The organism is Bradyrhizobium sp. AC87j1 (assembly GCF_002936975.1).
GTDB classification, from domain to species: domain Bacteria; phylum Pseudomonadota; class Alphaproteobacteria; order Rhizobiales; family Xanthobacteraceae; genus Bradyrhizobium; species Bradyrhizobium shewense.
Genome location: NZ_PTFE01000021.1, coordinates 85,701 through 98,046, shown reverse-complemented (window position 1 = coordinate 98,046; position 12,346 = coordinate 85,701). Strand labels below are relative to the sequence as shown.

Below are 12,346 nucleotides of genomic sequence, written 5' to 3'. Positions count from 1 at the left end.
TACGAGATCCGTGACAATTCATGTCCTATTAACCCCTCGCGCCTAGGCTGCAGCCGGTAAGAGGGTTCGCGTAATGGACATGATGGCAATGGTCAGCACGATGCTGGCCGCTCAGCAAGGCGCGCTGCAGTCGAATATCTCGGCGACGCTGACCAAGCAGAACATGGATATGGAAAAATCCACCGTCCTGACGCTGATGGGTGCCGGGCAGCCTTCGCTGGCCAATGTCGGTGCCGGCGTCGGCGGCAATCTCAACGTCACCGCCTAAAAATCCCTAGAGCGCCGCGGCGGCCTTGCCCGTCGCCGCCCGGATCAGCTTGAGCGCGTCCTCGCTCGCCCATTCCGCTGGTCCCGCGATCGTAGCGATCTCGCAGCCTTGCGGATCGACCAGCACCGAGGTCGGCATGCCCAAGGCTCGGCCGATAGCCTTAAGATCCTGAAAAACCTTGGCTTTCTGATCGCTGAAATAGCTGAGTCTGGTCAGATTGGCCTCCTTCAGGAAGGTTTTCGGCTTCTCGGGGTCGCGGGTGTCGATATTGATCGCCACCACCTCGAAATTCGGGCCCGACAGCTTGCCCTGGAGCTCGTCCAGCGCCGGCATTTCCTTCCGGCACGGCACGCACCAGGTGGCCCAGAGGTTCACCAGCAGCGTCTTGCCGCGGAAATCGGACAGCTTTTTCGGCTTGCCGTCGGCGCCCTCGAAGGTGAGGTCAGGCAGCTTGAGAGGCGCGCTCGCCATGGTCAGCGCCGCCAGCTCGCCATGGGCCAGTGGAGCTATTTTTTGCGCCGTGGCCACGGCAGCCCGGCAGGCCGGATCGCCTGATGGGGCCCGGCTCAGGCCCAGTCCGTACAGCGCGGCGAAGCCGGCCACCCCTCCGACCGCCACGGTGGCGATGACGAGGGGGACCCGGCGCGTGGCGGAGGGCGTCTTGTCGAGCATATCGTTTGTCATCCGGTCGCAGATATGGCTATCAGGGGCCTCTTAATACGGCTGGCGGCGGCCAGCAAACGTGCGGCAAATCAAGGCGTGAGCAGGGGATCATGAGCAACAAGATGTGGGGCGGCCGGTTCTCGGAACGTCCCGACGAGATCATGGAAGAGATCAACGTCTCCATCGACGTCGATCGTCACCTCTTCGCCCAGGACATTGCCGCGTCCAAGGCCCACGCTGCGATGCTTGCCGCGAAGGGCATCATCACGGGCTCTGATGCGAAAAATATCGGCAAGGGTCTAGACACGATTTTGTCAGAGATCGGCAAGGGCGACTTCGAGTTCAAGCGCGCGCTCGAGGACATCCATATGAATGTCGAGAGCCGCTTGTCCGAGCTGATCGGCCCCGCCGCCGGCCGCCTGCACACCGCGCGCTCGCGCAACGACCAGGTCGCGACCGATTTCCGTCTCTATGTCCGTGATGTTCTCGACGAGACCGACGCCGCGCTCGCCGCGTTCCAGGCCGCGCTGGTCAATCGCGCGCTGGAGCATGCCGCCACCGTGATGCCCGGCTTCACCCATCTGCAGACCGCGCAGCCCGTGACCTTCGGCCATCATCTGCTCGCCTATGTCGAGATGGCCGCGCGCGATCGCGGCCGTTTCCAGGATGCGCGCAAGCGGCTGAATGAATCCCCGCTCGGCGCCGCCGCGCTGGCCGGCACCTCGTTCCCGATCGACCGTCACGCCACCGCGAAGGCGCTTCTCTTCGACCGCCCGATGGCGAACTCGCTCGACGCCGTCTCCGACCGCGACTTCGTGCTGGAGACGCTGTCGGCCGCCTCGATCTGCGCCGTGCACATGTCGCGCTTTGCCGAGGAGATCGTGATCTGGACCTCGCCGCTGGTCGGCATGATCCGGCTCAGCGACAAGTTCACCACCGGCTCCTCCATCATGCCGCAGAAGCGCAATCCGGATGCCGCCGAGCTGGTGCGTGCCAAGACCGGGCGCGTCATCGGTGCGCTCAACGGTCTGTTGATCGTGATGAAGGGCCTGCCGCTCGCCTATCAAAAGGACATGCAGGAGGACAAGCAGGGCGCCATGGAGGGTTTTGCCGCGCTGTCGCTGGCGATCCGCGCCATGACCGGCATGGTCCGCGACCTCGTGCCTGATGAAGCCAAGATGAAGCTTGCTGCAGGCGAGGGCTATTCCACTGCGACCGACCTTGCCGACTGGCTGGTGCGGACGCTGAAAATGCCGTTCCGCGACGCCCATCACGTCACCGGGCGCATCGTCGCCAAGGCCGCCGAGGGCGGCGTCGCGCTGCACGAGCTGCCGCTCAAGGAGATGCAGGCGATCGAGCCAAAAATCACCAAGGACGTGCTCGGCGTGCTCTCGGTCGAATCGTCGGTGAAGAGCCGCACCAGCTTCGGCGGCACCGCGCCGAAGAACGTAGCGTCGCAGGCCAAGGCCTGGGCGAAGCGGCTGGAAAAAGAGCGAAAATTGGGCTGAGGGGCAAAATTTCGCTTATGTTTCATGGTCATCCGGCTCTCGCCAGAGCGCGCCAATCTCTGTATGGTGCGCCCCGCGTAGTGGGGATTTCGTCGTGACGTCAAAGTTTCGCCCGGCCGGCTCGGGGTGGGCCATCATTGTCTTGAGCCTGACGGCGCTTGCGCTTGCCGGCTGCGGCCGCAAGGGTCCGCTGGATCTGCCGCCGACCGCCAACGCGCCCACGGCCAACGGTGCTGCGCCAACCGACACCGAGACTGAGGCCCAGAGGACGCCGAGCGTGTTCAATCCTACCTACGGTGCGGATGCCGCGCCCGCCGCGGCCAAGGGCAGGAAGAAACCGTTCATTCTCGATCCGCTCCTGGACGAACCTCCCGGCAAGAAATAAGCCGGGACAACCGAGCCTGCGTCATGAACCATTTCGACTATCGCAACGGCGTGCTGCACGCCGAGGCGGTGAACCTGTCCGAGCTGGCCGCGACCGTCGGCACGCCGTTCTATTGCTATTCGACCGCGACGCTCGAGCGGCACTATCGCGTCTTCACCGAGGCCTTCGCCGGCGAGAAGGTGCTGGTCTGCTACGCCATGAAGGCGAACTCCAACCAGTCGGTGCTGCGCACGCTGGCCAAGCTGGGCGCCGGCGCCGACGTGGTCTCGGGCGGCGAGTTGAAGCGCGCGCTGGCCGCCGGCATTCCGCCGAACAAGATCCTGTTCTCCGGTGTCGGCAAGACTGAACAAGAGCTGCGCGCCGCGCTCGCCGCCGACATCCTCTGCCTCAACGTCGAATCCGAGCCCGAGCTCGAGCTGCTGTCGCGGCTTGCGACCGAGACGGGCAAGACCGCGCGCATCTCGCTCCGCGTCAATCCCGATGTCGACGCCGGCACCCACGCCAAGATTTCCACCGGCAAGTCCGAGAACAAGTTCGGCATCCCGATCGTGCATGCGCGAGAGGTCTATGCCCGCGCCGCGAAACTCCCGGGCATCGAGGTAACAGGCACCGACGTGCACATCGGCAGCCAGATCACCGACCTCTCCGGCATGGAGACCGCCTTCCGCATCCTCTCCGAGTTCGTGCAGACGCTGCGCGCCGACGGCCACAACATCTCCCATGTCGATTTCGGCGGCGGCCTCGGCATTCCCTATTACATGGACCGCGAGGCGCCGCCGGCGCCGGCGGCCTATGCCGCCATGGTCAAGCGCGTCAGCCACAATCTCGGCTGTACGCTGATGTTCGAGCCGGGCCGCATGATCGTCGGCAATGCCGGCATCCTCGTCGCCAAGGTGATCTATGTGAAGCACGGCGACGGCAAGAATTTCGTCATCATCGACGCCGCCATGAACGACCTGATCCGCCCGACGCTGTACGAGGCACATCACGACATCCTCCCGGTGACGCAGCCCGCCAAGGGCGCCGCCACCATCATGGCCGATGTCGTCGGCCCGGTCTGCGAGACGGGCGACTATCTCGCGCTCGACCGCACGCTGCCGACGCCCGCGCCCGGCGATCTCATCGCCATCATGACCGCGGGCGCCTATGGCGCGGTGCAGGCCGGCACCTACAACACGCGGCCGCTGGTGCCCGAGGTGCTGGTGAAGGACGATCAGTACGCCGTGGTCCGTCCGCGCGTGGAGGTCGAGCAGCTGATCGCGATGGACACGCCGGCGCCGTGGCTGTGAGACGGTAAGGGGCGGCACAAGCGCGCTTCACACGTGTCGTCCCCGCGTACGCGGGGACCCATAACCACAGGAAGTGGTTATGACACGAAGCTGGTTACTCCGAGTCTTCGCCAAACTTCTCCCTGGGGTTATGGGTCCCGGGTTCGCGCTGCGCGCGCCCCGGACGACGAACGGAGTGCGGGATCGCTACTTCCCCGCCAATCGGCCCTTGGCTTCGCCGACCACCACCCCCGCCTTCTTCTCGATCGGCTTAATCGCCGCGGTGAAATCGGACTCGGCGCCTTCTGCGCTGATCACGGTCTCCCACAACCGCCCGACTGCGTCCGCGACCTCCATCGACAGGCCGAGCTGCTTCATCTCCTCCAGCGCAAGCCGCACGTCCTTCACCATCAGTCCCGTGGCGAAGCCGAAATCGAAGCTGCGCGGCAGCACCGAGCGTGGAAACTTGTCGCGGCTCGCGGTGTTCATGCCGGATCCGGCATTGATGACGTCGATCATGACGGCGGGATCAAGCCCGGCTTTCACGCCCATCACGACCGCTTCCGACGTCGCCACGATCGCGGTGGCCGACAGGAAATTGTTGGCGAGCTTCATGGTCTGCGCCGCGCCGGGCTTCTCGCCGATGAAGAACACTTTTCCGATCACGTCGAGCGCGGGCTTGAGCAGCTCGAATTCCGCTCTCGGTCCGGAGACCATTACCGCCAGCGTGCCCTTCTCGGCGCCGCCGACGCCGCCGGAGACGGGGCAGTCGATCTGCACGATGTTGCGCTTGGCGAGCAGGTCGTGAATCTTCACGGCCATCGCCGAGCCGACGGTGGAGAGGTCGATGAAGCGCTTTGCGCGGCTGCCCTCGATGACGCCGTTCGCTCCCGTTGCGACTTCGAGCGAGGCTTGCAGCGAGGGCAGGCTTGCCATCACGGTCTCGACCTGATCGGCGACGTCCTTCGGCGATGTCGCTGGCTTAGCGCCGAGTGCTACGAGCTTGTCCGTGATCTCCTTGCGCGTGTCGAACACGACGAGCTTGTGTCCCGCCTCGATCAGCCGCCGCGCCATCGGGAAACCCATGTTTCCGAGCCCGATGAATCCGATGTCCATGGTGTTTCCTTGTGGTTGTTATTCGTTGGTGGTTGAACGTGAAGCGGCGATCATTCTCCGCTCGTCGTCCCGGGGCATCGCGAAGCGATGAGCCCGGGAGCCATAATCCCAGGGCGGAGTCGTTGCGCGGAAGCGGTCACTCCGAGTCCCGCTAACCACAGCTGCCTGTGGTTATGGGTCCCGGGTTCGCGCTACGCGCGCCCCGGGACGACAGCGGAGATTTTGACGACATCTCACGCCTTGCCGTCGATCTCCGCAAACACCTCGCGCGCGATGCGGAAGCTGTCGACTGCGGCGGGCATGCCGCCATAGATCGCGACCTGCATCAGGATCTCGCGGATCTCCTCGCGGCTGACGCCATTGGTGAGCGCGCCCTTCAGATGCGCGCGAAATTCGTGCTGGCGGTTGAGGATCGCGATCATGGCGATGTTGAGCATGCTGCGGGTCTTGCGCGGCAGCTCCTCGCGGCCCCACACCGTGCCCCAGCAATATTCGTTCAGCATCTCCTGGAACGGGCGGTTGAAATCGTCGACGTTCTTCAGGGCGTTGTTGACATAGGCCTCGCCCAGCACCGCTTTGCGGACTTCCAGGCCCTTGTCGTGCATCTTCTTGTCCATGGCGTTTCCTCTCATCTCCCTCGGGGCGGCGCGGAAATTACGGGGTTGCCGCGGGCCAGTCACGTCCTCGTGTTATGCGGGAAAAGGGGTGTCTCCCGTACCGGAACGGATGCCTCAGTGCTGCCGTTGTGATAGGCTTCTCTACCGGGCAACCTGGAGAGTTGATTGAACGGCGTCACCCCCGACCCGTCAGACCCGATCCGCAACAGCGATGCTCTGTCGCGGCTGAAGCTGGCGCAGGCCCTCGATCGGGCCATTTATGCCATCGCGTGGGAGCGTGCCTGGCCGAATTTGGCGCGGCTTCTGACCGTCGTCGGCCTGTTCCTGGTGGTGTCCTGGGCCGGCCTCTGGCTGGCGCTGCCGTTCGTTGCCCGTGCCATCGGTCTCGTCGTTTTCGCCGGCATCGCGATTGCCGTCCTGTTTCCCTTGATTCGCTTCCGCTGGCCGAGCCGCGAGGAGGCGCTCAGCCGGCTCGATCGTGGCTCCGGCATCCGTCACCGCCCGGCCACGACGCTGACGGACACGCTGTCCTCGCAGGACCCGGTCGCACAGGCGCTGTGGCAGGCGCAGCGCGAGCGTACGCTGGCCTCGCTCAAGCGCATCCGCGCCGGTCTGCCGCATCCGCGGCTCGCGCTGCATGATCCCTGGGCGCTGCGCGCGCTGGTCATGGTGATGCTGGTCGCGACCTTCTTCGCCGCCGGCGACGAGCGCGCGATGCGGCTCGGAGCCGCCTTCGACTGGAACGGCGTGCTGGCGCCGGCGAATGTTCGCGTCGATGCCTGGGTCACTCCGCCGCTCTACACCGGCAAGCCGCCGGTCATCCTGTCGGCCGCCAACAAGGAGGCCGCGGCGCTGCCCGCCGCCGGCCCGCTCGCCGTTCCCGCCGGCTCGACCCTGATCGTGCGCTCCTCCGGCGGCAGTCTGGATGTCGTTGTCTCCGGCGGTCTCAAGGAGGTCGCTCCCGCGGAGGCCGCGCCCAAGGGCACCAACGAGAAGCATTTCACCATCACCGCAGATGGCACCGCGCATGTCCGCGCGCCCTCCGGCCAGCCGCAATGGGCGTTTGCGGCAACGCCGGACCGTGCACCGACGATCGCGCTCGCCAAGGATCCCGAGCGTCAGGCGCGCGGCGGGCTCCAGCTCTCCTACAAGATCGAGGACGATTACGGCGTGACCGGCGCGGATGCGCACATTGCCCTGCGCCCCGCCGACGCCAAGGATGGTAGCAAGGATGGCAGCAAGGATTCCGACGGCAAGGCCGCGGCGCGTCCGCTGTTCCAGCCACCGCAATTCCCGCTCGTGCTGCCGAACGCGCGCACCCGCAACGGCGTCGGCCAGACCGTGAAGGATCTCAGCGAGGACCCCTATGCCGGCGCCGACGTCACGCTGACGCTCACCGCCAAGGACGAGGCCGGCAACGAGGCCAGGAGCGAACCCTTCAACATGCGCCTGCCCGAGCGCCTGTTCACCAACTCGCTCGCGCGCGCGCTGATCGAGCAGCGCCGCATCCTCGCGCTCGACGCCAACAGGAATTCCGACGTCTACACCGCGCTCGACGCGCTGATGATCGCACCCGAATTGTTTACGCCGGATGCCGGCTGTTATCTCGGCCTCCGGAGTCTGGCGAGCCAGCTCGAGGCCGCCCGCACCGACGATGCGCTGCGCAACGTGGTGGCGAGCATGTGGGCCTTCGCGACGACCATCGAGGATGACGGCGTCGCCGGCAGCGTCAACGCCGCGCTGCGCTCGGCGCAGGATGCGCTCAAGGCGGCGCTGGAACGCGGCGCCAGCGAGGACGAGCTCAGGGTCCTGACGCAGAAGCTTCGTGAGGCCATGGCCGGCAAGGTGCGCGATCTCGCCCGCCGCGCCGAGCAGAATCCGCTCGGCGCCCGGCAGCCGTTCCCCGCGGAGGTCCAGCTCATCCTCGACAAGGCAGTCGAGCTGCGACAAAAGACCCAGCATGCGACGCCCGAGCAGCTCGCAGAGCTGGCGCAGCAGCAGGACGTCTTGCGCGAGCAGCTTCAGGCCTATCGCAAATCGGCGAACAACCGTGCCAACAAGGCGGGGGACGACAGGACCAACCAGTTTACGCGGGACCGGAAATGCGGAAGCTAGCACCCGTGCCAGTCTTGAAGGCGATGTCGATCGCCTGCCTCGCCATGCTGTTGGGCGGCGTCTCGCCGGCCGCGGCTCAGCTGGATCAGGATCCCGATGCGCTGCTCGACAGCGCGGAAAAGGCGATGCAGGAATCCGGCGACAGCCTCAGGCAGAAGGAATCCGGGAAGAGCCTGAGCAACCAGTCCGACGCCATTCAGAAGCTCGAGGAGTACAAGCGCGCCACGGAAAGAAGCCAGTCTTCCAATCGCGATCGTTCCGTCATCACGCAGCGCGATCTGGATGACCTGCTGCGGCAGATCGAGAAGGCGGCGCGCGAGGGCAATAAAGAGGCGGCCCAGCGCATGCTCGAGCAGCTCGCGCAGATCATGGAAAATCTCCAGATGGCGCAGCCCGGGCAATCCGGTGAGAGCGAGATGGAGCAGGCGCTCAACGAGCTCAGCGACATGATCCGCAAGCAGCAGCAATTGCGCGACAAGACTTTCAAGCAGGGCCAGGATTCCCGGCGGGACCGTTCGCGTGGCAAGCAGCAGGGCGACCAGTCGATGTCGGACCTGCAGCAGGATCAGCAGTCGCTGCGCGACCGCCTGAAGAAGCTGCAGGACGAGCTCGCCAAGCGCGGCCTCGCGCAGAAGGGACAGAAAGGCCAGAAGGGTCAGCAGGGTCAGAAAGGCCAGCAGGGCGATCCGGGCCAGAGCGGCGATCAGGACGGCGACCAGGGCGATGATGACGGCAGCCTCGATGCCGCCGACGGTGCCATGGGCGATGCCGGCTCGAAGCTGGGCGAAGGCAATGCCGACGGCGCCGTGGACTCGCAGGGCAAGGCCCTCGACGCGATGCGCAAGGGCGCGCAGAAGATGGCCGAGGCGATGCAGCAGGGCGATGGCGACGGGCAGGGCGATGGTCCCGGCAATCGGGCCGGCCGTCAGCAGAGCGGCGGCAATCAGACCGATCCGCTCGGGCGCCCGCTTCACGGCCGCGATCTCAGCGACGACTACACCGTCAAGATCCCGGGCGAGATCGACGCCCAGCGCGTCCGCCGCATCCTCGAAGAGCTCCGCCGCCGCCTCGGCGACAGCTCGCGTCCGCAGATCGAGCTCGATTACATCGAGCGGCTGCTGAAGGATTTTTGACACCACTCAGTGTCATCGCCCGGCGAAGACCGGGCGATCCAGTATTCCAGAGGCCTGCGTTGGAGGTCACGCTCTCACCGCATCCGCCGCGGTATACTGGATGCCCGGTCAAGCCTGGGCTTGACAGCGGAGTGTAGGACGGCAGCTTCGCGTCACCCCTTCTTCGCCGCCAACGCATCCGCCACGGCGGTGCGGATGTCGGCGACCGAGAACGGTTTTGTCACGACGTCGTGCACCAGCGCATTGAGGTTCGAGGCGCGCTCGCGCTGGTCGGCAAAGCCGGTCATCAGCAAGATGGTCAAATCGGGAAAATCGCGCGCGGCGGAGAGCGCCAGCGCGATGCCGTCCATCACGGGCATCTGGATGTCGGTGAGCAGCAGGTCGAAGGCGCCGTCCTCGCGGGTCAGGATCTCCAGCGCCTCGGCGCCGTCCTGCGCGGTGACCGTTTCGTGCCCGTCCATGGCGATGGCGCGCGCCACCAGCGTGCGCATCGAATCTTCGTCATCGGCGATCAGGATCTTCGGCATGGGACCAACTTTCGGACCAACCTCTCGAGCGGTACCGGGCGGCGCGATTATACGCTGCCGCCGGCAATGTCGCGCCGGTTGAAGAAGCGAACGTCGATATTGCGGCCTTCGGGCGGCGGCGAGGCCAGGCGGGAGCGGAAGAAGGCGCGCTCGCCGGGCCGCAGCACGGTCTGCTCCAGCACCGTATTCCACGCGTAGATCTCCGCGCCTTGCCCGTCGCGCACGGCAAAGCGCAGCCGCGGAATGTCGAGCGGCTTCTTTCCCTCGCCGACGATCACACCCTCGATCACCAGCACCTGCTTACCGTCTACGGTCTCGCTGGACAGCTTCACGTCCTTGAAGGCGAGGCCCCGCAGGTTCACCTCGAGCCCGACCATCTTGTAGAAAGCGGCGGTCTGCGGCAGCAGCCGTACCATGTCGCCGCGCCAGATCACCAGCGCCAGCACCAGCGCGCCCATGGCAGCGCAGGCGGTCGGCAGGCCGAAATGAGATTTTTTGGGCGACGCGGTGGCGACCGGACGGCTCACCCGCGCGCCGCGGCGAGGGAACAGACCGCGGAACCAGGACTGGTGCTGCGCGCCGACGACCTCTTCCTCAGCTTCCCGGGCCGCCGCGGACCACTCGTCCTCGGTTTCCTTGGAAGCCTCTTCGTCGGGCCAGTCGCTGGCGATCGAGGGGCTGTCGACGACAGGCGCGTCCGTGGCGCCGTCGTCCTTGGCATAAGAGTTCCACTGCTCGGCGAGGTCGGTCTGGTCGTCGGCCTGGCTGGCCGCGGCCATGGCCGGGACGGATGCCTCCTCGATGGCATCCTCGGCATGGGCGATCCAGGTCTCCTTGCAGCGGGAACAGCGGACCGCCCGTCCGTTCGCCCCAAGGCTCGCGAGCTTGATGGCGTAGGATGTCATACAATGGGGGCAGACGATATGCATGGACGAGCCTTGACGATGACCGCGTCGGGGAGAGCCGCGCGGCAAGGATGCTACGATGTATGCTACAGCGCGACCGTTAACGAACCGGAAACCATAACGGCGGCAAAACCCGTTGGTCGCGTATGGCGGAGCGCAGCAGTGCGACCCGCGCCCCCTCTCGAACGGAGCTGAGCTTGGTTCGGTTCGAAAATGTCGGATTGCGTTACGGTCTGGGGCCGGAGATCCTGCGCGACCTCAGCTTCCAGATCCCGGCGCATTCGTTCCAGTTCCTCACCGGCCCCTCGGGTGCCGGCAAGACCTCGCTGCTGCGCCTGTTGTTCCTGTCGCACCGGCCGACGCGGGGACTCGTCAATCTGTTCGGCCACGACATCTCGCGTCTCGGCAAGGACGAGATCGCCGATTTGCGCAAGCGCATCGGCATCGTGCTCCAGGATTTCCGCCTGCTCGATCACATGACGACCTATGAGAACGTGGCGCTGCCGTTCCGCGTCATGGGCCGCAGCGAGTCGAGCTACCGCAAGGAGGTGATCGACCTGCTGCGCTGGGTTGGGCTCGGCGACCGCATGGACGCGCTGCCGCCGATCCTGTCGGGCGGAGAGAAGCAGCGCGCGGCGATCGCGCGCGCCGTGATCTCGCGGCCGCAACTGCTGCTCGCGGACGAGCCGACCGGCAGCGTCGACCCGACGCTCGGACGCCGCCTGCTGCGGCTTTTCATCGAGCTCAACAAATCAGGCACCGCCGTCATCATCGCCACCCACGACATCGGCCTGATGGACCAGTACGAGGCCCGGCGGCTGGTGCTGCATCAGGGACGGTTGCACGTCTATGAGTAGGACCGACGAGCGCGGCGTGTTGGTCGACCTCGGACAGGAGCGTCCGCAGCTTCCGGCCAACGCGCGCAACATGTCGCCGATCGTGCCGCGGGCCTCGATCCAGGGCCGCGCGCTGGTCGCCGTCGTCGCCATCATGACCTTCCTCGCATCGATGACCACGGGCACGGTGCTATTGGTGAGCGCCTCCGCCGCGGAATGGCAGTCGGACGTCGCCAGCGAAATCACCATCCAGGTTCGCCCGCAGGCCGGCCGCGATCTCGAACGCGACACCGCGGCGGTGACGGAGGCGATGCGCGCGCAAGCCGGCGTCGTCGAGGTCAAGCCGTTCACCCGGGAGGAGAGCGGCAAGCTGCTCGAGCCCTGGCTCGGCACCGGGCTGTCGATGGACGACCTGCCGGTGCCGCGCATGATCATCGCGCGTGTGCAACCCGGCACGCTGCTCGATCTCGGCGTCTTGCGCGCGCGCGTGACCCAGGTCGCGCCAAGTGCCAGCGTCGATGATCACCGCGCCTGGATCGAGCGGATGCGCTCGATGACCAACGCCACCGTGCTCGCCGGCCTCGGCATCCTCGCGCTGGTCATCATCGCCACCATCATCTCGGTCTCGTTCGCGACCCGTGGCGCCATGGCGGCGAACCGTCCGATCGTCGAGGTGCTGCATTTCGTCGGCGCCGGCGACCGCTACATCGCCAATCACTTCCTGCGTCATTTCCTGAGGCTCGGCCTCGAGGGCGGCGTGATCGGCGGCGGCGCCGCCATGCTGGTGTTCGGCTTCTCCGAGTCGATCGCCGGCTGGTTTTCCGGTACCCCCGTCGGCGACCAGTTCGCCGCGCTGCTCGGCACCTTCTCGCTGCGGCCGTCCGGCTACATCGTGCTCGCGGCCCAGGCCGTGCTGATCGGCGCCATCACCGCGGTGGCCTCACGCCAGACCCTGTTTGCGACGTTGAACGATGTGGATTGAGGTCTTTTTCCTTCTCCCCTTGT

13 protein-coding genes are annotated in these 12,346 nt (G+C 66.1%); 8 read left to right on the top strand and 5 right to left on the bottom strand.

The genetic code is table 11. The annotated features are described in order from the left end of the window. The first annotated feature begins 73 nt into the window (after window positions 1-73). On the top strand, window positions 74-268 hold the full coding sequence (locus tag CV770_RS14000) for a hypothetical protein (protein WP_091960250.1): 195 nt from the start codon (window positions 74-76) through the stop codon (window positions 266-268). A gap of 6 nt (window positions 269-274) precedes the next feature. On the opposite strand, the gene tlpA is transcribed toward CV770_RS14000, so the two are convergent. Continuing rightward, complete coding sequence (gene tlpA, locus CV770_RS13995; protein WP_104462751.1) at window positions 275-940, bottom strand: thiol:disulfide interchange protein TlpA; 666 nt, start codon at window positions 938-940, stop codon at window positions 275-277. Window positions 941-1,041: 101 nt separating this feature from the next. Between tlpA and argH the strand changes: the two genes are divergently transcribed. The 3 genes from argH to lysA all read left to right on the top strand — a co-directional run bounded on the left by argH (window position 1,042) and on the right by lysA (window position 4,113). Then, window positions 1,042-2,439, top strand: a complete 1,398-nt coding sequence (gene argH / locus CV770_RS13990) for an argininosuccinate lyase (protein ID WP_091960253.1) — start codon at window positions 1,042-1,044, stop codon at window positions 2,437-2,439. A 94-nt stretch (window positions 2,440-2,533) separates the two neighbouring features. After that, entirely contained in the window at window positions 2,534-2,824 is a 291-nt protein-coding gene (gene lptM / locus CV770_RS13985) for an LPS translocon maturation chaperone LptM (protein ID WP_038948523.1), read from the top strand. A gap of 23 nt (window positions 2,825-2,847) precedes the next feature. Continuing rightward, window positions 2,848-4,113, top strand: a complete 1,266-nt coding sequence (gene lysA / locus CV770_RS13980) for a diaminopimelate decarboxylase (protein ID WP_104462750.1) — start codon at window positions 2,848-2,850, stop codon at window positions 4,111-4,113. Between the two features lie 186 nt (window positions 4,114-4,299). On the opposite strand, the gene CV770_RS13975 is transcribed toward lysA, so the two are convergent. Both CV770_RS13975 and CV770_RS13970 read right to left on the bottom strand, forming a co-directional pair. Then, window positions 4,300-5,208 carry an NAD(P)-dependent oxidoreductase gene (locus tag CV770_RS13975; RefSeq protein ID WP_104462749.1) on the bottom strand — a complete coding sequence of 303 codons (909 nt, stop codon included), beginning with the start codon at window positions 5,206-5,208 and terminating at the stop codon, window positions 4,300-4,302. 233 nt (window positions 5,209-5,441) lie between these two features. After that, complete coding sequence (locus CV770_RS13970; RefSeq protein ID WP_018316258.1) at window positions 5,442-5,825, bottom strand: carboxymuconolactone decarboxylase family protein; 384 nt, start codon at window positions 5,823-5,825, stop codon at window positions 5,442-5,444. A gap of 165 nt (window positions 5,826-5,990) precedes the next feature. On the opposite strand from CV770_RS13970, the gene CV770_RS13965 reads away from it, so the two are divergent. Then, window positions 5,991-7,940, top strand: coding sequence for a TIGR02302 family protein (locus tag CV770_RS13965; protein ID WP_104462748.1), 1,950 nt, complete (start codon window positions 5,991-5,993; stop codon window positions 7,938-7,940). Next, complete coding sequence (locus CV770_RS13960) at window positions 7,928-9,073, top strand: DUF4175 family protein (RefSeq protein ID WP_091960267.1); 1,146 nt, start codon at window positions 7,928-7,930, stop codon at window positions 9,071-9,073. Before CV770_RS13965 ends, CV770_RS13960 begins: the two co-directional genes overlap by 13 nt. A 152-nt stretch (window positions 9,074-9,225) precedes the next feature. Here CV770_RS13960 and CV770_RS13955 read toward each other — a convergent pair whose 3' ends face one another. After that, a complete protein-coding gene (locus tag CV770_RS13955; RefSeq protein WP_025033579.1) occupies window positions 9,226-9,600 on the bottom strand; it encodes a response regulator in 375 nt (124 codons plus the stop codon). Between the two features lie 47 nt (window positions 9,601-9,647). Next, window positions 9,648-10,529 (bottom strand): MJ0042-type zinc finger domain-containing protein, encoded by an 882-nt coding sequence (locus CV770_RS13950; protein ID WP_104462747.1) that lies wholly within the window; start codon window positions 10,527-10,529, stop codon window positions 9,648-9,650. Between the two features lie 173 nt (window positions 10,530-10,702). On the opposite strand from CV770_RS13950, the gene ftsE reads away from it, so the two are divergent. Both ftsE and CV770_RS13940 read left to right on the top strand, forming a co-directional pair. Beyond that, window positions 10,703-11,362, top strand: coding sequence for a cell division ATP-binding protein FtsE (gene ftsE / locus CV770_RS13945; protein WP_020508614.1), 660 nt, complete (start codon window positions 10,703-10,705; stop codon window positions 11,360-11,362). Then, window positions 11,355-12,323 (top strand): cell division protein FtsX, encoded by a 969-nt coding sequence (locus tag CV770_RS13940; RefSeq protein WP_028139935.1) that lies wholly within the window; start codon window positions 11,355-11,357, stop codon window positions 12,321-12,323. The genes ftsE and CV770_RS13940 overlap by 8 nt, the downstream gene beginning before the upstream one ends. Window positions 12,324-12,346: the final 23 nt, after the last annotated feature.

Excerpts from the sequence above, each read along its gene's own strand:
- CV770_RS13960 (WP_091960267.1), top strand. The coding sequence starts at position 7,928 with ATGCGGAAGCTAGCACCCGTGCCAGTCTTGAAGGCGATGTCGATCGCC.
- CV770_RS13940 (WP_028139935.1), top strand. The coding sequence starts at position 11,355 with ATGAGTAGGACCGACGAGCGCGGCGTGTTGGTCGACCTCGGACAGGAG.
- argH (WP_091960253.1), top strand. The coding sequence starts at position 1,042 with ATGAGCAACAAGATGTGGGGCGGCCGGTTCTCGGAACGTCCCGACGAG.
- lysA (WP_104462750.1), top strand. The coding sequence starts at position 2,848 with ATGAACCATTTCGACTATCGCAACGGCGTGCTGCACGCCGAGGCGGTG.
- CV770_RS13955 (WP_025033579.1), bottom strand. The coding sequence starts at position 9,600 with ATGCCGAAGATCCTGATCGCCGATGACGAAGATTCGATGCGCACGCTG.
- CV770_RS13970 (WP_018316258.1), bottom strand. The coding sequence starts at position 5,825 with ATGGACAAGAAGATGCACGACAAGGGCCTGGAAGTCCGCAAAGCGGTG.
- CV770_RS13950 (WP_104462747.1), bottom strand. The coding sequence starts at position 10,529 with ATGCATATCGTCTGCCCCCATTGTATGACATCCTACGCCATCAAGCTC.
- CV770_RS14000 (WP_091960250.1), top strand. The coding sequence starts at position 74 with ATGGACATGATGGCAATGGTCAGCACGATGCTGGCCGCTCAGCAAGGC.
- tlpA (WP_104462751.1), bottom strand. The coding sequence starts at position 940 with ATGCTCGACAAGACGCCCTCCGCCACGCGCCGGGTCCCCCTCGTCATC.
- CV770_RS13975 (WP_104462749.1), bottom strand. The coding sequence starts at position 5,208 with ATGGACATCGGATTCATCGGGCTCGGAAACATGGGTTTCCCGATGGCG.